Below are 24,898 nucleotides of genomic sequence, written 5' to 3' on the forward strand. Positions count from 1 at the left end.
AGGAGCCCATGCATCCCGACCGTGAAACCTCCTGGACCCCACCTGCCGACAACAAGGAACAGCCCCGGCAGGTGCGCCGCATCCTGAGGCTCTTCCGTCCCTACCGCGGCCGCCTCGCGATCGTCGGTCTGCTGGTCGGCGCCGCGTCCCTGGTCTCGGTCGCCACGCCGTTCCTCCTCAAGGAGACCCTCGACGTCGCGATCCCCGAGGGACGCACCGGCCTGCTGAGCCTGCTCGCGCTCGGCATGATCCTCAGCGCCGTGCTCTCCAGCGTCTTCGGTGTGCTGCAGACGCTGATCTCCACCACCGTCGGCCAGCGCGTCATGCACGACCTGCGCACCGCCGTCTACGGCCGCCTGCAGCGCATGTCGCTCGCCTTCTTCACCCGCACCCGCACCGGCGAGGTGCAGTCCCGCATCGCCAACGACATCGGCGGCATGCAGGCCACCGTCACCTCCACCGCCACCTCGCTGGTCTCCAACCTCACCAGCGTGGTCGCCACGATCGTCGCGATGGTCGCCCTCGACTGGCGGCTGACGGTCGTCTCGCTGCTGTTGCTGCCGGCGTTCGTGTGGATCAGCCGCCGGGTCGGCAACGAACGCAAGAAGATCACCACCCAGCGCCAGAAGCAGATGGCCGCGATGGCCGCCACGGTCACCGAGTCGCTCTCCGTCAGCGGCATCCTGCTCGGCCGCACCATGGGCCGGGCCGAGTCGCTGACGGCGTCCTTCGCCGAGGAGTCCGAGCGGCTGGTCGACCTCGAGGTGAAGTCCAACATGGCCGGCCGCTGGCGCATGGCCGTCATCACCATCGTCATGGCCGCCATGCCCGCCGTCATCTACTGGACCGCCGGGACGGCCCTCCGACTGGGCGGCCCGCAGGCCTCGCTCGGCACGATCGTCGCCTTCGTCTCGCTCCAGCAGGGCCTGTTCCGCCCGGCCGTCAGCCTGCTGGCGACCGGCGTGCAGATCCAGACCTCGCTCGCGCTCTTCCAGCGCATCTTCGAGTACCTCGACCTGCCCATCGACATCACCGAACGGGAGAACCCCGTCCGCCTCGACCGTGTGAAGGGCGAGGTCCGTTTCGAGGGCGTCGAGTTCCGCTACGACAACGACGACAGGGCCCGCCCGGTCCTCGACGGCATCGACGTCACCGTCCCGGCGGGCAGCAGCCTCGCGATCGTCGGCCCGACCGGCGCGGGCAAGTCCTCGCTCGGCTATCTGGTGCCCCGGCTGTACGACGTCACCGGCGGCCGCGTGACCATCGACGGCGTCGACGTCCGCGACCTCGACTTCGACACCCTGGCCCGCGCGGTCGGCGTCGTCTCGCAGGAGACGTACCTCTTCCACGCCTCGGTCGCCGACAACCTCCGCTTCGCCAAGCCGGACGCCACCGACGAGGAACTGCACGAGGCGGCCCGGGCGGCCCAGATCCACCATCACATCGCCGCGCTGCCCGACGGCTACGACACGGTCGTCGGCGAGCGCGGCCACCGCTTCTCCGGCGGCGAGAAGCAGCGCCTGGCCATCGCCCGCACCATCCTGCGCGACCCGCCCGTCCTCATCCTCGACGAGGCGACCAGCGCCCTGGACACCCGTACCGAAGCCGCCGTCCAGGACGCCATCGACGCCCTGTCGGCCAACCGCACGACGCTCACCATCGCGCACCGCCTGTCCACCGTCCGCAGTGCCGACCAGATCGTGGTACTCGACTCCGGGCGCGTGGCCGAGCGGGGGACGCACGAGGAACTGCTGGAACTGGACGGGCGGTACGCGGCCCTGGTCCGCCGGGACGCGCAACTGGAACCGACAAGATGAAGAGATACCCGCATCGAGGGTGATATGCCGGAAATGTGACGTTATGCGGGTTACCGTGCCCGCATGCAGACGAACACTCCGCCACGGAGAACGGTCCGACTGACACGCCGGGGCCGTCTCGCCCTCGTCGTGACCGGCGCCGTCCTGACCGGCACCGCCGTGGCGGTGCCGCTGCTGACCCTGGGGGACGACGAGGACACCCGGCCCAGGACCCTGGTGATCCCTGAGGGCTGGCGCGCGAGGCAGGTCTACGAGGCCGTCGACAAGGCCCTCGCCCTGCCCGCGGGCACGACCGGGAAGTCCCTCGGCAAGGCCGCCCTGAAGCTGCCCAACGAGGCCCGGGGCAACCCGGAGGGCTACCTCTACCCGGCGACGTACCCGATCGACGAGAAGGCGACCCCGGAGTCACTGCTGCGGTTCATGGTCGACACCGCGAACCAGAAGTTCAACGGGGCGCCGGTCGCGGCGGGCGCCCAGCGCAACGCGATGAACCTCTACCAGGCGGTCACCATCGCCAGCATCATCCAGGCCGAGGCCACCTCGAAGGCCGACATGGGAAAGGTGGCCCGGGTCATCATCAACCGGCTTCAGCGCGGCATGCCGCTGCAGATGGACTGCACCATCAACTACGCCCTGAACCGCGACACGATCCGGACCACCACGGACGACACCCGGATCGAAAGCCCCTACAACTCCTACCAGCGCATGGGCCTGCCGCCCACACCGATCGACAACCCGGGCGAGGAGGCGATGCGCGCCGCGGTCAACCCGGTGCCGGGCGACTGGCTTTACTTCGTCACGGTCAAGCCCGGCGACACCCGCTTCACCGCCGACTACACCGAGCACCAGCGCAACGTGGCCGAATTCAACGCCCTTCAGCAGAGCAAGGGGCAGCAGCCGGGCCGGAGCCCGCAGCAGTCGCAGAGTCAGCCGCAGGTGACCCAGCCGCCGAGATGAGCGGCCGGCACCTCAGGCGGCGGCGGGCTCCGTGGTCAGTGCCTGTCGGGGCGCCAGCAGCAGCCGCCTGATGTCCCGCACGGCCGCGCGCCCCGCCCGGTTGGCGCCGACGGTGCTGGCCGAGGGCCCGTACCCGACCAGGTGGACGCGCGGATCGGCGACCGCGCGCGTGGCCTCGACCCGGATCCCGCCGCCCGGCTCCCGCAGCCGCAGCGGCGCCAGATGGCCGAGGGCGGCCCGGAAGCCGGTCGCCCACAGGATGACGTCGGCGGCCACCCGCCGGCCGTCCCGCCACTCCACCCCGTCCGGGGTGACGCGGTCGAACATCGGCTGCCGGTCCAGCACTCCGTCCCGCAGCCCCTGCCGGATCGCGTCGTTGAGCGGCAGCCCCGTGACCGAGACCACACTCCTGGGCGGCAGCCCCTGCCGCACCCGCTCCTCCACCAGCGCGACCGCGGCCCGGCCCGCGCCCTCGTCGAACGGCCCCTCACGGAAGACGGGGGGCCGCCGGGTGACCCAGGTGGTGGCGGCCGCGTACGGGGCGATCTCCAGCAGGTGCTGGGTGCCGGACGCACCCCCGCCCACCACGACCACGCGCTGCCCGGCGAACTCCTCGGGCCCCGCGTACCGAGCGGTGTGCAACTGCCGCCCGCGGAAGGTCTCCTGCCCGGGGCAGCGCGGCCGGAACGGCCGGTCCCAGGTGCCGGTGGCGTTGATCAGCGCCCGCGTCGACCACGTACCGTCCGAGGTCTCCACGAGCAGCCGTCCGCCGTCGCCCTCACGCACGGCGCGGGCGTCGACCGGTCGCCGTACCCGCAGGCCGAAGGTCCGCTCGTAGGTGTCGAAGTACTCCCCGATGACCTCGGCCGACGGCCGCGCCGAGTCGGCGTCGGTGAGCTCCATCCCGGGCAGGGAGTGCATGCCGTGCACCTTGCCGTAGGTCAGCGAAGGCCACCGGAACTGCCAGGCGCCACCCGGGGCGGGGGCGTGGTCGAGGACCACGAAGTCGCGGTCCGGCTCGAAGCCGGAGCGCCGCAGGTGATAGGCGCTGGACAGACCCGCCTGCCCAGCGCCTGTGACGACCACTTCGACCTCACGTGCGGTGTTCACCTTGGTGCGAACACCGAGCCGGCCGGGGATCTTCCCGTGGGCTCAGCGCCCGCTCGCCACCCAGGAGCGGCCCACCTTTCGCGCTGTCCACGGGGTCCAGCAGCCCGCGTGCGTGCAGTTCGGGGATCACCCCCTCCCCGAACCAGTACGCCTCCTCCAGGTGCGGATAGAGCACGAAGTGCTCGACACCCAGCGCGGGGTACTCCTCGGTCCGGTCGGCCACCTCGGCTTGGCTGCCGACCAGAGCGGTGCCCGCGCCGCCCCGGACCAGGCCGGCACCCGCCCACAGGTGGGGTGGACCTCCAGCCGGTCGCGCGAACCGCCGTGCAGGGCCGGCATCCGCTGGCGCCCCACCGACTCGCTGCGGCCCGGCGCCGCCTGTGCGGCCGCGACCGTGTCCGCGTGACCGCGCGTGGTGAGCAGGGCTGAACGCAAGATGCGGCCGAAAGCAGCCACTCGGTGAGCCGGTGGTCGACGATGTCTCGCGGAATGGATCTGCCGTATCGCGTGACGGTCGGCCGGTGACGTGTGGAACCCGGCGTATGGGTCAGGATGGGGGCATGTCAGATGCCTTCACCACCCGAGTGCTGCACGTCGCCACCGGTTCCCGGGAGCGGGTCGTCGACCTCACCCGTGACTGCGAGGCCTTCCTCGGCGAGGCGGCGGCCGGCCGCGACGGCCTGTTGAACGTCTTCGTCCCGCACGCCACCGCCGGCATCGCCATCATCGAGACGGGCGCCGGCAGCGACGACGACCTCCTCGCCGCCCTGCACACCCTGCTCCCCGCCGACGACCGCTGGCAGCACCGCCACGGCAGCCCCGGCCACGGCCGCGACCACGTACTCCCCGCGATCGTTCCGCCGCACGCGACCCTGCCGGTGGTCGGCGGGCGGCTGGAACTGGGGACGTGGCAGTCGGTGTGTCTGGTGGATACGAACACCAGTAACACGGACCGTCGGGTCCGGTTGAGCTTCCTGGGGTGACTTTCCTGCCTCCCGAGGAGCAACTTTTGCGATGAGGGACGGCCGCACCGTTACCGTCTCGCCCTGCCCTCAGTCCCGCTCAGGGCGTCGGGCGGACGCGCCGGTGCGGCGCGGGGGCTGCGTCAGCGTGGATCACCACGTCATGGCACCGATCGCCCGGCCCAGCAGTACGTGCCCGGACCTCGTCAGAGCCGACGGCGCCGACGCCCGGTGGTCCTGCGGCGGTCGTCGCATCCTGGCGGACGACGGCCCCCGGCAAGGCGAGTACGGCCCCACCGGCCGCGGCATTCCCTCACTGTGCGCGTTCACCGCGCGATTCGCTGGTGTGGGCGAAGCGACCCCCGGTGTTATTCAATGAGGTGTGCGGCCAGGGATCTCGGGGCCCCGTCGCACGGGTCCGAGTACGGCCCCGGCGCTGCGCCGGGGATTGCTGAGGGAGCCGCATGGACTCCACACCCTCTCCCTCGTCCTCTTCGTCGTTCGACCTGGTCAGCAGCGCCCTGGAGCGCTACATCCCACGCGGCGGAGCGGCAGCGGCCGCCGGTCCGGCCGACGCGCAGGGCGACCGCACCACTCGCCAACGCGTACCCGACAACCCGGCAGCCGGCCGTCAGGACCAGATTCTCGGCGCGGTCAACCTGGACAGTGATCTGAGAATCACTCGCTGCAATCTGGACGCCCCCGTATTCGGGGGTCTGGACGCCGTGGCCGGGAGTCCCTTCGTCGATCTCCTGCCCCCCGGGGACGTACCGACGGTCACACGGCGGTTGCGGCAGGTCCTGGAGACCGGTGAGGCGCACGTCGCCCGGATCCAGCGTCTGCGGCGCGGCGACGGGTCGGAGCTTGTGGTCTCGATGAGCATCCTGCCCGCCGCGGTGCCTCAGGAGGGCCTGACCGTCTCCCTGATCGCCATGGCCAGGAGGCTGCACCTGTACGCCGCCGAGACCGCGATCGGCACCTCGCTGGACATCGGCGACACCGCGCAGTCGCTGGCCCAGTCCCTGCTGGCTTGGGGAGACGTGGCCGCCGTCGACCTCGACTTCGCCGTGTGGACGGGCGAGGGAGTCACCGGGCAGGGGCAGGGGCGCATCCGGCTACGGCGGGCGGCCCTGGTACCGGACCGGGCGTGGCCCGAGGGCTACGTGACTCCGGGCGACGATCTTCCCAGCGACGCGAGTCGCCTGCTGGCGCATGCGGTACGGCGGGACGACGCCCCGCAGGCCATCGTCATACCCGACCGGGAGGCGGTCGAGCGGGTACTCGGCAGTCCCCGAGTGATGCGTGCCCTGGTGCCCGGCGACCGGTCGGCGGGTGTGGCGTGCATACCGCTGGTCCTGGACGGCACACCGCCCGTCGTGCTGGGCGTGGCGGAGGTCTGGCGACGGGCGGACTGCCCCTTCCGCGACAGCGAGCTGTTGGACCTGCAGGAACTGGTGGCCAGGACCGCCCATCACGTCGACCTGGCCCGTCAGCACCAGCGCGAGCACACGCAGGTGCTGGCGTTGCAGCGCCGGCTGCTGCCCCGGACCGGCGGCGACACCATCGAGATCGCCAGCGTCTACCAGCCCGCCACGCCCGACAGCGCGGGCGTCGGCGGCGACTGGGTGAACAGCTTTCCGCTGGCGGACGGCCGTACCGCGCTGGTGGTCGGTGACGTCGTCGGGCACGGCCTGGGAGCCGCGGCAACCATGGGCCAGCTGAGCATGGAGGCCCGCGCGCTGCTGTCCGCGGGGCTCGCGCCCGACGAGGTGTTGGAGCACCTGGACGAAACCGTGACGCTGCTGGACGACGCTGAGTCCGGGCTGACGGCCGGCTACAGCGCCCTCGGGTCGACCTGCTGCATCGTCCTCTACGACCCGGTCAGCCACCATGTGGCGCTGTCCAGCGCCGGCCACCTCCCCCCGGTCCTGGTCTCTCCGGACGGGCACGCCGGGCCGCTTGCGGTCCGCCCTCACCCCGGCCTGGGCGCCGAGTTCGCGCTGCGGGAGCCGTTCGACGTGCACACGTTCGGCGCACCCCCAGGCTCCCTGCTCGTCCTCTACACCGACGGCCTGGTGGAGGATCCGGCCATGTCGATCGACGAGGGCATCGGCAGGCTGGCGGACGCCGTGTCCAGGGTGCACCCCTGGGAAGCCCTGCAGCAGGCCGCACGGCACGTCGTCTCCGCGCTGGCACCCGTGCGCCAGCGCGACGATGTGACCCTGCTGCTCGCGCGGATGATCGGCTACCGCAAGGGGGACACCGCGACCTGGCGGCTGGCCGCCCGCGACGACGCCCCCGCCCGTGCCCGCGCGCAGGTCTCCGCGCTGCTGCGGCAATGGCGCACCAGGGACGACACCCGGGACAACGTGCTGCTGCTGGTCAGCGAGCTGGTCACGAACGCGGTGCGGTTCGCCGCCGGTCCCATCACGGTACGGCTGATCAGGGCCGGTCACGGCCTGCTGTGCGAGGTGGGCGACACCGGCAACGGCAGGCCACGGCTGAGCCGGGGCGGCCTCCTCGACGACGGCGGTCGCGGCCTGCACATCGTGCACAGGCTCACCACCCGGTGGGGGGTGCGGTGGACGGACACCGGCAAGGTGGTCTGGGCGGAAGTCAGGTGACGCGGCTGCGGGGCGGGGCGCCGCCGGCGTACGGGAGCGCGGCGATGGTACGGGGGCGTACCCGTCACTCGACGCCACCGACGGTACGGACGGTTCCCTCAGCGGTACCGATGGCGTGACCGGTGATGCGGACGGCCCGTTCGCCGGTACGGGTGGCGCGGGCTCGCACTACAGCCACTCCCCTTCCAGGGCGGTGGCGGTGAGGCCCGGTGCCGCCGCGTACAGGACGGCGCGACTGCCCGGCTTCTGCCCGGCGTCGTGCGCCCGTCGCAGGATGTCGAACACGGCGGCGCCTCCTCGGTTGCCGCTGGTGTAGCTGTCCCGGCTGTAGTCCAGCAGCCCCGACGGCCACGCGTCGGGCATCGTCTGCTCCATGTACTCCAGCACCCGGGTCCCGCCGGGGTGCGCCAGCAGCACGTCGGGGTGCCAGGAGTCGGGGTGGTCCTGGTAACGGACGCGCAGCCACTTCCACATCGCGGTGACCGTCTCCTGTACGGCGCGCGGCCCGCGCCGGTCCATCACGAAGTGGGTGCCGTCCGCCCGCGTGTCCAGGCGGTGCAGGTCCTGGGTGCCGGGCAGGGTGTGGTGCCAGGCGGCGTCCAGCCGCAGCACCGACTCGCGCCGCGGGCGGCCCGTGACCACCGTGGCGACCGCGGTGTCCGCGAACAGCAACCGGACGATCAGGGACTCGAGAGTGTCGTCCGCGGGCTGGTAGGTCGTGCTCAGCGCCTCCGCGATCACGACCAGGACCACCCGGTCGGGGTCCGCGGCCACGAGATCCGCCGCCAACGCCAGGGAGCGGGTCCCCGCGACACAGGCCCACTGCGTGGCCGGCAGCAGCATCACGTCGTTGCGGAGCGGAAGCTTGTTGGCCAGGGCGATGTCCAGACCCGGCAGTGCCGGCGTGGTGGAGTGACTGGTGATCAGGCAGTCGATGTCTGCGGCGTCCAGCCCGGCGATCTGCAGGGCCCCGCGCGCCGCACGCTCCCCGTAGGACTGCACGGCCTCCCAGGCCGGCGCGGTGCGCTCCTGGACGGTCTGCGGCCCGGGTATCGCCCCAAGGGCGGCGATCACGCGGTCCACGTCCTGCTGGGTGAACCCGTCGCGCGCCAACGCCTCTTGGGCCGACCCGATGCCGACAGCCCGCAGGCCGCCGCCGTTGCCGGGCGCGACGGCGGCCTCCAGCGGCAGCATCCACCCGCGGGTCTCGATGCCCGTGCTGGCCGCGATGCCGTCGATCCGCGGCGCCCACGCCGCGTGCGGATGCCGGTCGCGCACCTCCGCCACGATCTGGCTGGTCTCCACGGTGTGTTCGCCGTGTATCACGGCAGGAGGACAGAGGTAAGCGGCCATAATGGGGCACCTTTCCGGGGGAAACAAGCAGGAATGTCACGAGTGCTGTGTCATGGGTCACTTTGGGACTTCGCGCCCAAGGGATTGCCGATGAGCTCCACTTCGGGAGTCGGTATCCGTTTCGAGCATGGACGTTAAACAGACATTTCCGCTGTGATGCAGACAACTTAGACAGTCCTTGGGGTGCGTGACACGGCACACACCGCTGAAACAGGGGCTCTCGGAGCGGGCCGGCAAGCCTCACCTGATTCACCGTCAGCCAGAACCGCTACCTGCTCACTGCCGCCGGAGCCGGGCGACATCCCTGGCGGCACGGGCCACTGTCTCCCCGAAGGCGACGGATCGGCGGTGTGGTCCGTAGCCCTGTCACGGGACGGGCGCCCATCTGGCGGCCGTCACCATGGAAGGCTCGGCCTTCCTGTGGTGCACCGAGTCGGCGGCCGAGGGGTGTCAACTGCGCGTGGACAACCACCTGTCCTCCTGCTCCTTCCACCCGCACGACGACCGCGTCGTCCTGGGCGGCTCGGCCGGCCGCTGCCTGTGCGAGGTCCTCCGACAACCGGTCCGGGAACGGCGCCGCCGCGCTCTGACCCGGCGTCACCGGGGCTCGGTACGCTGGAACCGCTGTGTGTGCGGCCCTGGCTGCGGGGGGTTGCGGCCCGCGCCGCGGACGTGGAAGAGCAACGGGGGCTCGATGGCGCAGGTGGTGGAACCGGGGACCGGACAGGTGCACCTGCCCACGACCCGGATCGGCAGAAGTCCGCAGGCTCTGTGCACGCTTTTCTGCCAGACGGCCGCCGCGGCGCTCGCACTCTGGGCCTGTTCCGGAGGCGCGCACTGGCGGTCGCAGCCCCACGGCTTCCAGGTGTCGCGGGGCGCGGGCCTGGCGGTGGTCGTGTGGGCGGTGCTTCTCGTCGTACTCCTGGTCAGACTCGTCAGGCCGATCGCCCTCGTCCTGAGCGCGGAGGGCCTGGAGCTGCGCGGCGGTACGCGGCGCACGCGGCTGCGCTGGGCCGAGGTCGAGGGGCTGTGCCTGCTCCCGGCGCCGAGGAGGACGTCGGTCACGGGGAGGGAGTTCTTCCGGGGGAAGCCGCTGGTCCGTGCGAGCCGGGGCCACCGTCCGCGCGGCGCGGGCACGGTCCTCCCGCCGGCATGGGTGGAGGAACGACGGGGCATCGTGCTCGATCTGCGGTATCTCGCGGTGACCTCACGGAGCCTCGACGACCTGTGCCGCCGGTACGCGGGAGAGCGCTGGCACGGCGCGGCCACGATGCCCTGCGGACGGGCGGAAGCGGTGAACGTCCCCGGCCGGCTGATCTCCCGCCCGGCTGCCGTGCTGCTGCGCGGGCGGGCCGCCCTGTCGTCGGCCTCCGCCGTCCTGGCCTGGGTTCTGGGCGGCGGCGGTGCCACGACGGCGGGCGCCGTGACGGCACTGTCGTGGGGCACCGACGTGTTCGCGGCCGTCACGTTTCTGATCACCTGTCTTTCCCCACTGTGCCGGCTGCGGATCGACGCCGAGGCCATCCGGCTGACCCTCGACGGTGGTCTGCACGTTCTGGCCCGGGACGCGGTGAGCGGTGCGGAGGTCGGGCCCGCGGCCGCGCCGCCGGCCGGGCCGCGGGCGTCGGTGCGACGTCGAGTTGAGGGGCGTGGACCGGGTCGGAGATGGTGCCGGTAGCGGGCAACGGGGTATGCACCACCGCCGTGGCGAGGACCGTGGTGGCACATGCCAGACGCACTCGTCCGGGTGATATGGGCACCGACGCCTTCCCTGGAACCGGGGTGCCGACGACGGGTCAGCAACAGCTGCCGCCCGGCGTATCGGCGCAGGCGGGCACCGTCCTCACGCGAAAGTGGTCGGCACGGTGGGGGCCGCGGGCGCGTGATCGCCGCCGTGCTTTCACCTGCAGGAAGATTCACCGCTTTCACTACGATCAGCGCACGCAGGTCGATGCATTCCGTGCGGCATCCCTGTGCACGCATGGACGTGTGGTTGCGCACGGCGGAACGGACTGGGGGAACACCGCAGTGGACAAGGCATCAGAGGACCGGACCGAGCAGTTACCGGCAGTGGCTCTCTCCGAGCCGCTGCGCCGGTGGTGCGAGGCGTCGGTCGGCGCCACCGCGAGGAAGTACCGCCCCTCGCGGCTGTTCACGCCTCTGGTCGCGGTCTGTGCGGTCCTGCTCCTCGTGTCCGGGCTGGCCGGATGGCGCCCGTCCTGATGGCCGACGGCAGGTGGGAAAGCGGACGGCCGCCGCGGTGCGGGCGGCCCACAGGCCGCACCCCCTGTTGTCCGGCGCCGAGTTCGGCCCCGCCGGTCCGCTCCCGGCCGTCGTAGGAACTCAGGCCCCGCGGTCGGCGGGACCACCGGATCGTGCCCGCCATCGCGCGGTCGCGGAAGTGAGGACCCGGGCCGCTATCCGGACGGCGCGTGGTCCGGCAGGCCGCCGGGCGTGGCCACCAGGCCGAGCTGCTGGGCCCGCAGGACGGTGCTGATGCGGTCGCGGGTGCCGAGTTTGCGGTAGATGTTCTCGACGTGTTTGTGCACCGTACGGGAGGAGATGCCGAGGCGGCGGCCGATCGCGGCGGCGGTCAGGGCGTCGGTGAGCAGGAGCAGGACGGTCGTCTCGCGGGGCGTGAGCGCACCGGCCTCCGGCGGTTCGCGCGGGGTGACGGCCGTCGCCCGCCAGCGTTCCAGGAGCTGTCGCTGCTGGTCGACGGCCGCCAGCAGCGGCTGCAGGCGCTGAGCGAGCCGGACGTGGTCGTCGGTGAAGTCCGAACCGGAGCGGTAGACGAGGCATCCGGTGACGGGCGCGGCGGACCGCGACAGGGGGAGCCCCAGCACGTGGTCCACGCCCATGGTGTCTGCGATGAGCCGTGCCGTCGGGCTCGACTGCCATGCGCGGCCCGCCGCCCGGCGTGCCGTGACGGGCGTCCGGTCGTCGTCGGCCGCGTAATGGTGCGCGAACGGGTATCCCGCGCGCAACAGGCCCAGAGCCTCGTCCCCGCGCCGGTCGAACGCCGCGGCGACGCCGGGTGACATGCCGACCGTGCCCTTGCTCTCGCTCCAGTCGTCGAGCTTGTAGATCAGCGTCTCTCCACCGCACAGGCCGGGCAGGGCGGAGGCCATCAGGGGCCACAGGCGCTCGGGTTCCCGTTCGTGGAGCGCTGCCACGGCGACCGACAGCATGCGTTCGTAGGCTCCGCCCAGGCCCTGTGCCACTGTTGCTCTCCGGTTGTCCGCGTACGCAGTTGTACCCATACCCCCACGGCTCCTCGCTGTTCCAGACTGCAACCGGGCGACACCGGCACGGTCGGCTGTCCTCCACCATTGTGCGGGCCGCCGTTACGGGGGAGCGGCGGCCCGCACAGTGTGGTCCCCGGGTGCTCTCACGCGCCCCACGCGGCCGCGCACAGCGCCCGGTCCACCTCCTCTGTGTAGAGGGCGGCGGCGAGCCAGGCACGGGCGAAGCGGTCCGTGTCGGCGGGGAGCAGACGGCCGAAGGGGTCGCGGGAGCGGTCCGCGGCGGCGGACCGGAGCTCGTCGAGCAGGTCACCCGCGGTCGCGAGGCCCTGGCGGCGCAGGCGTCGTCCGTCGCCGCCGTCCCCGGAGAAGGCCAGCACGCGCCGGCCGCCGGAGGCGGCCTGGTGGAGGCGGCGGCGCAGCAGGTGCAGCGGGGCCTCGTCCGGGGCGGGCCCGGCGGGCCCGGCGGGCGGCGGTGCCTGGGCGGGCAGGTCGGCGTGCTGGAGACGGTCGAGGCCGAGGTCCACACGCGCCCCGGGATCGGTGGGGTGCCGGGTGGCGAGCAGCAGGGCGCGCGGCTGCGGGGCAGGGGCGAGGCGGGCGATGATCCGCAGCCTGCTGCCCCGGGCGGCGGCCAGCAGGCGGAGATTGTCGCGGTGGGGGAGCGCGGGATGGTCGTGGGCGGCGGCCAGCCGGAGCGTGCGTCCGTCGCAGTCGGCCAGCAGGCAGTCGCCCGCCGCCTCGCGCACCGTGCCGGTCAGGGTGACGTCCAGGAAGAGCAGGTCGTGGCCGCCGTCCAGGGCGCGCCGGACCTGTTCGCCGACGGGCACCGTCCAGAGCCGGTCGAGAGGTTCGCCGCTCCAGTCGGCGCCGGACGCGCGGACCGCACGTACCCCCGCCCCCGCACCCAGCCGTCCCGTCGGCGAGACGGTGGCCCCGGACACCGCGAGCCCGGCCCGCGACAACTCGCGGTGCGTCAGGGCCGTGTCGCCGATGCGTACGGCACGGTCGGCCGCGCCCACGGCCCGCCCGGAGCCGCCCGGGGCGACGTCGGAGACCGTGTAGAGACGGCCGTCGGCGTCGGCGGTCCAGGAGACGGCGCCCGCGTAGCCGGTCGCCGTCAGGACGGGTTCGGAGAACAGGCCGTACAGGCGCAGCGAGCCGTCCGGCGTGTACGGCTGCCGCACGGTGCCGCGCAGGGCGGCCAGGTTTGCGCCGGTGGCCGACGGCAGGCGGTGGGCGACGGACAGGACCTCGCGCAGCGCGGCGACGAGGCCGGCGAGGCGGTACGCCGGATCGGCCGAGCGGGCCGCGCGTACCGCCGTGACCACGGAGACCGCCGAGGCGGCGGCCCGGGGCAGGCCCGCCAGGCGCGCGGTGTGCGCGGCGCGCAGCAGCTCCGCCTGGAGCACCGCGCCCGCGCCGTCCGTGCCCGCGTCCAGCACGGCCGCCGCCGCGTCGTGCACGGCCCGGGCGGCGGCGCGTTGTGCGGGGGGCGGCGTCTCGGCCTGCACGGGGGGCTCTTCCTCCTCGCCGGTCGCGGAGGGTGCTCCTCCGGCGGAGTCGGCCGGTCCGTCCCCAGCTCCGGCGTCGGCGATCGGCGCAGCCGACGCCGCGGCGGCGCGGTGCAGGCAGTCGGGGGCCAGCAGGCACCCGCAGCGGATGGCGTCCGCGCTGGTCACCGAGCCGTCAGGGGCGTGGAGTTCGAGGTGGGTGTCGTCGTCGACGGCGATGCGGACGGTGTCGCCGTCGACGACGGCGGGCCGGGCGGCGAGCTTGGTGATGCCCGCGTCGAGCCGCTTGCGCAGCCGGGGCGACAGCGCCCCCACGAGTTCGGCGGTCACGGACGCGGCGACCGGAGGGAGGCCCGGGTTCATGCGATCTTCTCCCCTACCCAGCGGGCGAGTTCGAGCGGGCTGAGGGCGGCGACGGGCATCCCCGCGGCGACGAGCTGTCCCGCCACGCCGGTGGAGTACCGGGGCCGTCCCGTGTCGTCGAGGCTCGCGCAGCCCAGGACGTGGCAGCCGGCGCCGACCAGCGCGCGGACCTCGGCGAGCAGCCCGCCGAGCGGGTAGCCCTCCTCGAAGTCGCTGACGACCACGACGAGGGTGCGGGACGGTACGGTCACCAGCTCGCGGGCGTGCCGCAGCCCCGCCGCGATGTGCGTGCCGCCGCCCACGCTCACCTCCAGCAGCAGCGACAGCGGGTCCTCGACGTGGTCGGTGAGGTCGATGACCTCGGTGGAGAAGGCCAGGAAGTGCGTCGACAGGGTGGGCACCCCGGCCAGCACCGAGGCCGTGAGGGCGGCCCAGACCGTGGACGCCTCCATGGATCCCGACACGTCGGTGACCAGGATCAGCCGCCAGTCGGCGGCCCGCCGGGCCCGCGCACGGAAGACCGGCCGCTCGGGGATGACCTGGACCGTGCCGTCCGGGCCGCGCCGCGCGGTAGCCAGGTTGGCCCGCAGGGTGCGGGGCAGGTCGAGGCCGCCGCCCGGGCGCCGGCTGGGCCGGGGCAGGGCCGTGCCGTGCAGCGCGGGGCGCAGCCGCGTGGCCAGCTGCCGGGTCAGGGCGTCGACCAGGCGCCGGACGAGCGGGCGCAGTGCCGCCAGCCGGGCCTCGGGCAGCCCGCCCGCATGCCGCAGCACACTGCGCAGCAGGTCGACCGAGGGCCGCACGCTGTCCGGGTCCAGCTCGGCGAACACGTCCCTGCGGCCCGCCGCTGCCGCTGCCGCCAGCACCTCCTCCCGGATGCCCGGCCCGAACAGTGCCGCCAGCTCCTGCGACCACTCCCGCACACCGGGAAACGACGCCTCCCGCCCGCCGCCCCGGCCCCCGCCGGTGAGGTCACCCCGGCTGCCCTCGCCGCGTCCGCTGCCGTACAGCTCGTCCAGCGCGCTGGCCAGGGCGTCCGCCGACCGGGGCAGTTGGTCCTTGCGGCGGCCGAGCAGCAGGCGCCAGCGGTCGGCGGGGGCGAGCCGGTGTCGCTCGCCGGACGTACCGGCCGCACTGAAGGTACCGGCCGCACAGGCGGCACCGGCTGCCCCGGATGTACCCGATGCGCCTGATGTGTCCGACGCGCCGGTTGCGCCGGGGGCGGCTCCGTCGGCGGCGGGCCCCGGCTGCTCCGGCTGGCTTGCGGGCGGCGGAAGCAGCCCCATCGTCCGCAGGGCCTCCCGTGCCGCGAGGTCCGCGCGCGTCCAGGTGGCGAGGGCCACGGGGTCGACGTCTGCCGTGTCGGCCAAGTGGCTGGTGTCCAGCCGCTCTTCGACGCCGGCCAGCAGACGGTCACGGGCGGCCGGACTGAGCGTGTCGAACCCTCCCCGCAGTGCGGGCAGCCGGTCGAGGAAGTCCTGGTCGGACAGCTCCGACACCCGGGTGAGCAAGGGTTCCAGGGCCGGCGGCGCGGCCTCCAGGAGCTGGCCGGCGGCGGTCAGCAGTCCGGTGAGCCGGGCGGTCAGCGCGGACCGGGACTCCGCGTCGCAGGCGGTGTCCACCCAGGAGGCGACGCGTCCGCCGAGCACTCCTGCGTCCTCGTGCCCGAGCAGGACGCGTACGGCCCCGGCGGCGCCGCGCATCAGCGGGGAGCCGTCGGCGGCCAGGCGGGCCAGGGCGCCGGCGAGCCGGATGCCGCCCAGCTGGTCCGCGCGGTGGGCGAGGTCCAGCAGAGCGTGGGCGTCGGCGGGATCCTCCGAGCCGGTGAGCCCGTCCACCTGGCGCACCGCGGCGGCGGTCAGCAGCTCGGCCACGGCGGCCCCCCGGGCCGTACGGTCGTCGTCGGCGCCGAGCCCGGCGATGTGGCCGGAGCGCAGCCGGTCCAGCAGGGCGAGACCGGCGAGGAGTTCGGGCAGCGTGCCGGACTGCGGCAGCACCTCGGCGGTGTCGGCGAGCCCCTCGTCGGCGAGAGCGGGCAGCCCGCACTCCGCCGCCTGCTCCAGACCCCCCAGGGCCTGTGCGGCGGTGGGCCCGCCCTCGCCCCGCTCCACGCGCCGCCGCTCGCGCAGCACGCCTTCGGCGGCCTGGGCCGGGGTGACCCCCCGCATCCCGGCCGTGGCCAGCATGGCCGCCGTGGCGGGCGTCCAGCGCACCTCCCAGCGAGAGGTCAGCGCCTCGGCGCCGCCCGCGCCGACGACCTTCTTCGCCTCCCCGTACGGCACGCCGCACACCGTCAGCCGGCGCAGCAGGAGTTCGCGGCGGCGGTCCAGGCCGGAGCGGAGCGGATCCAGGCGCAGGTCCCGGGCCGGGCCGGACACGCCCGCCTCCGGCCCGGGCAGGCCCAGCGCCGCCAACTCCGCCTCCACCGCGGGGGCCAGACCGCTGCGTGGCGCGCCGGGCGCGGGGCGTCCACCGCGCGCACCGACGAGCACCTTCTCCATCGCCCGCGCGACGGCCCGCCCCCGGCCGTACGGTTCACCCTGCGCCAGCACCGTCTGCACCGCCTCGACCAGCTCGCCCCGGCCCGCCGCGGGCAGGCCGCGCAGCCGTGCGAGGTCTGCGGCGAGCCGGCTGATCTCCCGCGCGTCGGCGGGCCCCGACGGATGACCGAGGGCCCGCAACTCCGCGCACACCCGTACCGCCGCCCTGGTCAGCGCCTCCTCCAGCGCGTCCGGATCACCCGCCGCCTCCAGTACGAGGTGCTGCCACTCCGGGTCACGGATGCCCGCGGGGTAGCCGGAGCGTTCGTCCAGGAGGGCGTAGCTGTAGGGGATGAGCGAGGTCGTCCAGGTGGGGCGGGTGCCGGGGCCGGCGGGGCAACCCGGCCCCGGTGCCCCGGCGCCCGGCGATCCCGGCCCGGTCCCGCCGGTGCCCGCCGCCGCGGCCCGCGGCGCCGGCTCGGGCCCCGCTTCCCCCGGCGGGGACACCAACGCCGGTGCGTGGAAGGCGCCGACGACCACGGCGGCCCGCTGCCCCTTCCCGGTCGCGTCGGCCAGACAGGCGCGCATCCACCGCTCGCGCCGCAGGTCCACTTCGGGAACCCCGCCCGAGGCCGCCGCGTCCTCGCGCAGCGCCCACCCCGCGAGCAGCGCGGCCCGGCGGAGCGCCTCGGGCGGCGAGCCCGGCGCGGTGGCCTCGACGAGCCGGTCCCAGAGGTCGTCGCCGGGGCGGCCGGTGAGCCGGGACCGCAGGGCGGCGGCGAGACCGGGGAGCCCGGCGGCCCGCCTCTGGTCACTGCGCTCCTCGGCCCGTCCCCGGTCCGCCAGCGGCAGATCGCAGGCGATGACCGGGACCTCGTGGCGGATCGCCCAGCGCACCGCGGCGAGTTCGGGCGAGAAGTCGGCGAAGGGGTAGAAGGCCGGGCCGTCCCCTCCGCCGCCGTCGCCGGGGGCGGCCGCCAGGGCGACCGGGGCCCGGGTCTCCTCGTGGCCGAGCCAGGGCAGCCACTCCTGCAGCTCGGCGGGGAGCTCGACGAGCAGCACGTCCGGCCTGGCCGCGTCCAGCAGCGCGGGTACGGCCGCGGCCAGCGAGGGCGCGTGGTGCCGGACGCCGATGAGGTAGGGCGCCGCCGGGTCGGTGAGGGCCGCGAGGGCCGCGTCGGGGGAGAGGGGCACGGCCGTCAGCCCTCCAGGACCGTGCGCAGGTCCCACAGGGTGCGCCAGGTGGCGGAGCCCTGCTCGGCACGGCGCCGCACGGGACCGTCCCAGTAGCCGCGCAGCCGGGCCGCGTCGGCCGGGTCGTCCTTTCTGACCACGCCGAGGAGATGTCCGGGCAGCAGCCCGAGCACGTCGCGGTCCCCCGGGAAGTAGGCCGCGGCCAGCCCGAGCGCGCCCGCGACGGACACGGCCTCCGCGGTACTCATCACGGTGGAGGGCCGCTCCACCTCCCAGCCCTCCGCGGACCGGCCCTCGCGCAGGTCACGGAAGGCGGTGACGAGGGCCTCCAGGACGGCGTCGTCCACCTGGAAGGGCGCCCCGGCCCGCTCGACGGCGGCCCGCGCCTGGCCGCGCACCAGCGCGGTCTCGGCGTCGAGGTCCGGGATGGGGCCGACGGTCTCGAAGTTGAAGCGCCGCTTGAGGGCGGCGGACATCTCCGAGACGCCCTTGTCGCGCAGGTTGGCGGTGGCGATGACGTTGAAGCCGGGTGCGGCGTGTGCCAGGGCGTCCTCGGTGTCCGTCAGTTCGGGGACCGCGATGCGCCGCTCGGACAGCAGCGACACCAGCGAGTCCTGCACCTCGGGCAGGCACCGGGTCACTTCCTCGACCCGGGCGACGGCACCCCGGCGCATCGCGGCGAGAACGGGAGAGGGCACGAGCGCCTCACGGCTGGGCCCCTTGGCGAGCAACAGGGCGTAGTTCCAGCCGTACTTGAGCTGGTCCTCCGTCGTACCCGCCGTGCCCTGCACCACCAGGCCGCTGGTTCCGCACACGGCGGCCGACAGCAGCTCCGACAGCATGGACTTGGCGGTGCCGGGCTCGCCGACGAGCAGCAGTCCGCGCTCACCGGCGAGCGTGACCACGCACCGCTCGACCAGCGCCCGGTCGCCGACGAACTTGCCCTCGACCACCAGCCGGCGCGGGACGCCCTCGGGCACCTCGGCGTCGTCGGGCAGCCGCAGCGCCTGACCGCCGCTGCCCATGACGAACGTGACGACGGCACGTGGGGTCAGCCGCCAGGCGGGGGGACGAGGCCCGCCGTCGTACGCGGCGAGGAAGGCCAGCTCGGTGGCGTACCGGTCCTCGGGCGGCACGATCTGCCGGGTGGCGTCGGGGACGAGGGTGGTGGTCATCGGCGGTGGTCCTTCGGTGCGGTGGTGCGGGTGGTGGTCATCGGCGGTGGCCCGCGCAGTCACGCGGGCCCGTCACGCGGGCGGTGTTCATCGGCGGCGTCCCTTCCGCGTGGCCCGCGTGGTCAGCTCCTCGTAGGCCGGCGCGTCGCCCGCGCGTACCCGGTCCCAGGCGCGGGTGAACAGTTCGGGCACCGGCAGCGGCGGTACGGCGCGGTGGTGGCCGGCAACGGGGTAGAGCCCCTCCTTCCAGGTCTCCACCGGCAGCGCCGGGGCCTTCAGGTCGTACCAGCCGCACGGCAGGAACAGGGTGCGCCCGGCACGCGGGCGCTTGGCTTCCACGACCAGGCCGGTCGCGGCCAGTTCGGCACGGGCCTTCTTCGACCGGGCGGGCTTCCAGCCGGTCCACCGGGCGCGGTTGCGGTCCGTGGGGTCGGGGAGGGCCAGCAGTTGCAGGTAGAGCGCCGCCGCGTCCTCGCTCAGGCCGTGCGCCGCGGCGACCTCGGCGACCAGCGCGGGCACGCTGACGGCCGGGTCCTGGGCGTGGCCCGCCGGTCCTTCGGCGTCGGTGCGTGTCGTGAGGGCCCGGGCGAGCTCGTCGCCGAGGATCGTCCGCAGGGCCCGCAGGCCGTCGCCGCGGTGGGGGCCGACCAGGCCTTCGAGGAGCAGGAGGACATCGTCGTCCGGACCGGTGAGCGCGGCCGGGCGGACCAGGACGTTCTCGCTGTCGCCGTACGAGGGACGCAGGACGAGCGCCTCGCCGGCCCGCGTCAGCCCGTGCGCGTCGGCCCCGCCGGTGGCGGGCAGCCCGTACGCCTTGCGGACCTCGACGGCGGTCGGACCGCCCTTCTCCGCCCAGGACACGTCGAGTTCGAGGAGCAGTTCCGGGTCGGTGAGGCGGCGGCGCAGCGCGGCAAGGCCGTCCGGCAGGGCGGCGCGCAGCGGATGCCCGTACGGCAGGCTGTAGGCGAGCGCGGCCAGGGCGGCGACGGCGCCGGGCAGGTCGTGCCGCCCGGGTATCGCCGCCGGGTCCGCCCAGACCAGGTCGCCGTCCTTGTCCGGCCGCAGGACGCTGGTGCGGCTGAGCCAGGGCGTGCGCCCCGGATTCAGCACCGCCTCGGCCGCGCCTGCGTCCATGGGGAGATCGGCGGCGATGTCCTCGGGCAGCCGGACGAGCGAGCCGAGCCGCTCGGCCCACACCCGGCCCGCGGCCTCGGTGTCCGGTCCCGTCGTCCACAGGCCGGCCGGGTCGGCGGGCAGCAGGGCCCCGGCGAGCGCGGCCCGGTCGTCCGCGTCCAGGGACCGGAGCATCACGTCGCCGAAGTCCTTCTGCCGGGGCTTCAGCCCGATCATGGCGAGTGCCCCGGCGTCGGTGTGGTGCGGCAGACCGGCGAGCAGGACGGCGGCCTGGGCCGGGCCGAGGCCGTCCCGGGTCGCGGCCGTGAGCGCGGCGGGGGCCTCGGGCCGCCAGGGCGCGGCGCCCTTGTCCCGGATCAGCCGGGTGAGGGCGGCCAGTTGGCCGGCGGGCAGGTCCGGCGTGTGCCGGATCTCCTCGTCCAGTGTGAAGTGGGCGATCGCGCCGAAGGCTCCGGTCGGGTCGTGGTCCAGGGCCAGCCAGTCGACGCGGTCGCGCGGGCCGTCGATGCGCTGGCAGCCGAGGACGACCACCGTGCGGCCCTCGCGGCGCAGCACCTGACCCGCCCGCTGCTGCTTGTCGTGCGGCTCGCTGAGCACGATCTGGCGGAGCGCGCCTCCCGGAGCGAGGAGCGGCCCTTCGGTGAGAGCCTCGAACAGCAGCAGCAGCGCCTCCCGTTCGGCCTCGGGTACGGCGGGCGAGGCGGCGCGGTAGGCGAGCTGCCGTACCGCGGACAGCAGGGGCGGCCACACCATGCCGATGCCGGGGATGGTGAACTCGTCGCTGCGCCAGCCGTCGCCCAGCGCGGCGAGCCGCTCGGAGTCGGGCAGCGGCTTGCCGTCGGCGGGCTTCCCGGACAGTACGTGGTTCACGGACCGGATCTGCCGCAGCGCGCTCCACCGCTCGCCGCCCCACCATCCGCTCAGCTGGGCGAGCCCGGCGGTGGCCGTGTTCAGCGCGCGGTCCTCGCCGGACTCGGGGCAGTAGTCGGCGAACATGCCCTTGGTCCGGCGGTGGTCCGGCCGCGGCCGCTCGGCGGGCGGTGCCGCGAAGGCGGCGGCCGACTCGGCGACGCGCAGGGCCGTACGGACGAGGGTGGCGACGCCGGTGAGCAGCCGCTCGTGGGTGAGGCGGGGCAGGGCGCGGGACACGGCGAGCCGGGCGACCTCGTCGGCGGTCGGCACGGCGGGCCTGCCGTCGGCGCCGGACCCGCCCGCGCCGCCCGAACCGCTCGCCCGGGCGGCCGCCTCCTGCCGCTGCCGCTCGGCCAGCGCCCCGGCCGTGACCCGCAGCACCTCGGTGACCTGCTCGTCGGTCAGGGCCCGCAGCACGGCCGACGACCCCTCGTCGCGGGGCCGCAGGGCGTGCCAGAAGGCGACCGGCGGTACGAACCGGGTGCCGGCGGCGAACTCGCCGCCCTGCTCGTGCACCACGACCCGGCCGAGCACTCCGGCGGCGGAGGGACCCTCGCCGGCGTACAGGAACACCGTCAGATGGGACTGCGCGACGACGGGCTCCGCCCCACCGGGCAGCCGCAGCGCGCCCAGCGGAACGCGGCGCCCGTGCCCCTGCTCGGCGGGCAGCGTGACGGTCCGGCCGTCCGGAGTCCCCGCGGTCATCACCGCCTCGGTGCCCTCCCCTTCGGTACGCACCCAGCGGCCGAGCACCCTCCCGTCGGTGCCGAACGGGCTGCTCTCCAGACCGGGTTGCAGCGGCAGGACGTCACAGTGCGCGGGCAGCAGGGAAGCGTCCTCGCGGATGCCCGACTGGAGGAAGGCGGGCAGCGAGGCACGGCCGTGCGTGCCACTGGCCGGGTCGTACTCGAGCCACACCGTCTGCCGGCCCTGCCTGCCCTGCCGCCAGTACGTCGTGCCGTCGCCGATGACGGCACGGCTGGGCGGCAGGACGGTGTCCCCGGCGTGCAGCGTGCGGCCACCGGTGGCCCGGCCGCCGCCGGGCAGCGGGATCGAGGGCGTGCCGGTGTCGTTGCCGGCCCAGTAGCCGGGGAGCTGCTCGCCGGTGAGGGGGAAGACCTCGGACGGCCGGGCGGACCAGTAGCCGAACTGCTTGCTGCCCTGCCGCCACATCACCAGCAGTTCCCCGTCGGTGTAGCGGAACCGGGGGCGCTGCCAGCGGTCGAGGTCACCGGGGAGGCGCAGCTCGTGTTCGAGGAGGATCCCCTCCGGGCCGACGACGACCGCCTTGTACGGCCGGGCGAGGATCAGCGCGGGCCAGGCCTCGGTGACGGTCAGCGTGTTGTCCTCGCCCTTGCGGGGCTTGGCGTCGAGCAGCCGCAGCGCCTCCTCCAGGGCGGGCCAGCCCAGTTCGTCCAGGATGCCGGCGCGCAGCGTACGGCCGAGCAGCGGCGCGACCGCGTGCTCCGCGACCCGGGCGACGGCACCGGGGTTGACCTCGCGGGCGATCGTACGGAAGGGGCGCAGCCGGTCGAGGGCCGCGCGGGCGCCGGGCAGGCCGACCGCGCGGATGTACTCCTCGGCCGCCTCGTCCAGCCATTCGCGCAGCACGTCGCCGAGTACGGGGTGGACGGCGAGGGCGGCCAGTGCCTCGAACGTCACCCGCTGTCCGTTCCCCAGCGTGCCGATGGCCCGGTGCAGCAGGCGCCGCAGGCGCGGGTCCGCCGCGGTGGCGACCAGATCGCGCCGGCCCGGCCGGGTGTCGGGCAGCCAGCGCTCCAGGGCCAGATACACGTCCACGTCCGGGGCGGGCACCGTCAGCGGGATGCCCTCCGCCACGCACAGGTCCAGCAGATCGAGGTCGGCACCGGCGTGCCAGCGGCCGGTGAAGAGGCCTACGGGCCGGCCGGCGGCGCGCAGCCCCGGCGCCATCCGCTCCACCAGCGCCAGGGTGGCCGCGGACGGCCTGGAGTAGGCACTGCCGTGCTTGCGGTGCAGCGCCCAGCGGCTCAGCCAGTCGGCGGCGTCGACACCGTGCTCCTCGTGGTCCTCACCGGTCAGCAGCCGGTCCGCGCCGCTCTCCGCGAGCAGCGTCAGCCAGAACTCGTCGTCCTCCACCTCGCGGCCCAGCCCGGCCGGCATGATCTCCAGCAGCCGGACCCGCACCGCCGGCCGCTCCTCGGCGAGCACCGCGAGGGTGGCGCGGTAGGCGGTCCAGAAGGATGCGGGCGCGCGGACGGCCGCGGGGGAGGCGAGCAGGTCGGCGAGAAGGGCGCACTCCTCGGTGACCCGGTTCAGACCGGCCGCCTTGATCAGGCCGCGCGCGTCCTGCGGCAGCGAGGCGTACGGCGGCATCCCGGCCGCGCAGCGCTCCACCGTCAGCTGCCGGAACTGCGCCCACGCCTCGGCCGGGTCGAGGCGCCGTGCGAGGTCCTTCACATGCTCCTTGAGGGCTTTGACCGTCAGCGCCCCGGCGAAGGCGAACTCCAGGAACACCGCCCGCTGCCGCTCCTCGTCGACGGCCAGCGCGTGCACCCGCTCGGCCTCCCGGGCCTTGCCGAAGAAGGCGGCGGCGTAGGTGGTGTTCTCGTGCTGGAGGAAGACCCGGGCGGCCTGTTCGTAGAACGTCGGCAGGAAGTGCGGCACGGCCCGGCCCAGCCGCACGCCGAGCGCCTCGAAGCCGTCCTTGGCGTTGCCCGGGCGGGCCTTGGCCTGGCGGGCGAGCCGCTCGACGTCCTTGACCAGGGCCAGCGCGTGGTGCCCGTTCGCCGGGTCGTTGACCAGCGCCCAGGCGGGGAAGCCCAGCGTCTCCCGGCGCACCTGCCCGACCTCGGGAGTCTCGGACTCGCGCTCCAGGCCGAGGAACTCCAGCGCCAGGTCCTCGGCCTCGCCGAGGGTGCCCGGCACGAGCCGGACCACGCGCCGGTCGTCCAGCGCCGGGTGGGTGTAGGTGCGGACGGTGAGCGTGTCGGCGTCGTCGCGGCCGGTGGTGCCCGGGGGCAGGACGGCCCCCGCGTCGAGCAGCGCCGCCGCGGTGGTCTCGTCGTACGTCGTCGTGGCCGTCATGCCGCCCGCTCCTCGTCCTCGATGTCGCGTCCGGCGTACAGCGCGGCCGCCATGCGCATGCCCTCCGACCAGGCCACCGGCCCGACCTGACCGAGCTTCAGTACCTTGCCGCCGGTGTCGGTCCACATCAGCGGTCCGGTCTCGGTCTCCTCGTAGCCCTCGTAGTCGCCGATCCACACCCGGGCCTCGACCCCCCGGCCGTCCTCCAGCACGGAACACACGCAGTTGCCCCCGCGCACGCGGTAGCCCAGCTGGGTGGCCCGGCCGTGCAGGAAGCGCAGCTCCTTGAACGAGCCGCCCGCGTACTCCTCGACCTGCGTGCCCTCGGTGTCGACGGCGGCCGGGCGGGGGAACACCTCGCGGAAGAGCTGCTGGGCCCGCTGTTCCAGGCCGAGTTCGACGGCGAACTCCCGCAGCTCCGCCAGGTCGTCCAGGAGTACCGGGTGCGGGATGCGGACGAGGTCGGGGGCCACGCGCACGGTGTCGCCGTCGAGGTCGACCAGGCCCAGTCCGCGTTCTGGGTCGGCGTCCCGCAGGAATCCCGCGACCGCGCCGTCGGCGCCCGTGACGACGAGGTCGCGCAGGGCGGCCTGCCAGGCGGGGTCCGGCCACACCCGGGCGAGGACGGCGAGGGGCACCGGAAGCGAGCGGACCATCCACCGCTCGACGTCGGCCAGGCACCGCCGCTCGTGCCGCTCGAGCCACTCGGCGAGCTGCCGCAGCCCCACCACCGCCGGATCGTCGGCGAGCTTGGCGGGGACGGACTTCAGCCGCCGTCCGGCCGCGTTGCGGCACACCACCTTTCCGCCGTCGAGGGCGACCTCGTAGTCGCCCGCCCGGACCCACCCCATACGTGCCTCCCCAGCACCGCAGTGATCAAGTGACGGGAACTCTAGGACAGGGCACTGACATTGATGCTGATACTCGGGTTCCGGTGGTCGTGACCCGGGCACTGACTGACGCCCTGCTGGGCTGTCTTCGCGTTGTTCTGTCCG

The 24,898-nt window shown here is 74.5% G+C and carries 14 protein-coding genes and 1 pseudogene; 6 read left to right on the forward strand and 9 right to left on the reverse strand.

Annotated elements, in window-relative coordinates; translation table 11 throughout:
• The first annotated feature begins 8 nt into the window (after positions 1-8).
• Complete coding sequence (locus ACIBBH_RS34815) at positions 9-1,817, forward strand: ABC transporter ATP-binding protein (protein ID WP_399411658.1); 1,809 nt, start codon at positions 9-11, stop codon at positions 1,815-1,817.
• Positions 1,818-1,880: 63 nt separating this feature from the next.
• Positions 1,881-2,774 carry an endolytic transglycosylase MltG gene (gene mltG / locus ACIBBH_RS34820; RefSeq protein WP_399411660.1) on the forward strand — a complete coding sequence of 298 codons (894 nt, stop codon included), beginning with the start codon at positions 1,881-1,883 and terminating at the stop codon, positions 2,772-2,774.
• A 12-nt stretch (positions 2,775-2,786) separates the two neighbouring features.
• Here mltG and ACIBBH_RS34825 read toward each other — a convergent pair whose 3' ends face one another.
• On the reverse strand, positions 2,787-3,884 hold the full coding sequence (locus ACIBBH_RS34825) for an NAD(P)-binding domain-containing protein (RefSeq protein WP_399411662.1): 1,098 nt from the start codon (positions 3,882-3,884) through the stop codon (positions 2,787-2,789).
• A pseudogene (locus ACIBBH_RS34830) lies at positions 3,868-4,286 on the reverse strand (alkanesulfonate monooxygenase); the annotation flags it as partial. The pseudogene ACIBBH_RS34830 and the gene ACIBBH_RS34825, both read right to left, overlap by 17 nt.
• A gap of 158 nt (positions 4,287-4,444) precedes the next feature.
• Here ACIBBH_RS34830 and ACIBBH_RS34835 point away from each other — a divergent pair.
• Together ACIBBH_RS34835 and ACIBBH_RS34840 are read left to right on the forward strand one after the other, a co-directional pair.
• Positions 4,445-4,867, forward strand: a complete 423-nt coding sequence (locus ACIBBH_RS34835) for a secondary thiamine-phosphate synthase enzyme YjbQ (protein ID WP_399411664.1) — start codon at positions 4,445-4,447, stop codon at positions 4,865-4,867.
• A 443-nt stretch (positions 4,868-5,310) separates the two neighbouring features.
• A complete protein-coding gene (locus ACIBBH_RS34840; RefSeq protein ID WP_399411666.1) occupies positions 5,311-7,470 on the forward strand; it encodes a SpoIIE family protein phosphatase in 2,160 nt (719 codons plus the stop codon).
• A gap of 168 nt (positions 7,471-7,638) precedes the next feature.
• Here the strand turns inward: ACIBBH_RS34840 and ACIBBH_RS34845 are convergent, their stop codons facing one another.
• Positions 7,639-8,823 (reverse strand): type III polyketide synthase, encoded by a 1,185-nt coding sequence (locus tag ACIBBH_RS34845; RefSeq protein ID WP_399411668.1) that lies wholly within the window; start codon positions 8,821-8,823, stop codon positions 7,639-7,641.
• A gap of 400 nt (positions 8,824-9,223) precedes the next feature.
• Between ACIBBH_RS34845 and ACIBBH_RS34850 the strand changes: the two genes are divergently transcribed.
• Complete coding sequence (locus tag ACIBBH_RS34850) at positions 9,224-10,501, forward strand: hypothetical protein (protein ID WP_399411670.1); 1,278 nt, start codon at positions 9,224-9,226, stop codon at positions 10,499-10,501.
• A 350-nt stretch (positions 10,502-10,851) separates the two neighbouring features.
• Positions 10,852-11,046 (forward strand): hypothetical protein, encoded by a 195-nt coding sequence (locus ACIBBH_RS34855; protein WP_399411672.1) that lies wholly within the window; start codon positions 10,852-10,854, stop codon positions 11,044-11,046.
• Between the two features lie 194 nt (positions 11,047-11,240).
• Here the strand turns inward: ACIBBH_RS34855 and ACIBBH_RS34860 are convergent, their stop codons facing one another.
• The 6 genes from ACIBBH_RS34860 to ACIBBH_RS34885 form a co-directional block, all read right to left on the reverse strand.
• Positions 11,241-12,086: a LuxR C-terminal-related transcriptional regulator gene (locus ACIBBH_RS34860; RefSeq protein WP_399411674.1), complete on the reverse strand. Its 846-nt coding sequence runs from the start codon at positions 12,084-12,086 to the stop codon at positions 11,241-11,243.
• Positions 12,087-12,214: 128 nt separating this feature from the next.
• Positions 12,215-13,945 carry a hypothetical protein gene (locus ACIBBH_RS34865; protein ID WP_399411676.1) on the reverse strand — a complete coding sequence of 577 codons (1,731 nt, stop codon included), beginning with the start codon at positions 13,943-13,945 and terminating at the stop codon, positions 12,215-12,217.
• Positions 13,942-17,616 (reverse strand): DUF5682 family protein, encoded by a 3,675-nt coding sequence (locus ACIBBH_RS34870; protein ID WP_399411678.1) that lies wholly within the window; start codon positions 17,614-17,616, stop codon positions 13,942-13,944. Before ACIBBH_RS34870 ends, ACIBBH_RS34865 begins: the two co-directional genes overlap by 4 nt.
• 5 nt (positions 17,617-17,621) lie before the next feature.
• Positions 17,622-18,791 (reverse strand): AAA family ATPase, encoded by a 1,170-nt coding sequence (locus ACIBBH_RS34875; RefSeq protein WP_399411680.1) that lies wholly within the window; start codon positions 18,789-18,791, stop codon positions 17,622-17,624.
• 87 nt (positions 18,792-18,878) lie between these two features.
• Entirely contained in the window at positions 18,879-23,903 is a 5,025-nt protein-coding gene (locus ACIBBH_RS34880; protein WP_399411682.1) for a hypothetical protein, read from the reverse strand.
• Positions 23,900-24,754 (reverse strand): DUF4132 domain-containing protein, encoded by an 855-nt coding sequence (locus tag ACIBBH_RS34885; protein WP_399411684.1) that lies wholly within the window; start codon positions 24,752-24,754, stop codon positions 23,900-23,902. Before ACIBBH_RS34885 ends, ACIBBH_RS34880 begins: the two co-directional genes overlap by 4 nt.
• Between the last annotated feature and the right edge of the window lie 144 nt (positions 24,755-24,898).

It is taken from the genome of Streptomyces sp. NPDC051636 (assembly GCF_044453765.1).
In the GTDB taxonomy this organism is placed as follows: domain Bacteria; phylum Actinomycetota; class Actinomycetes; order Streptomycetales; family Streptomycetaceae; genus Streptomyces.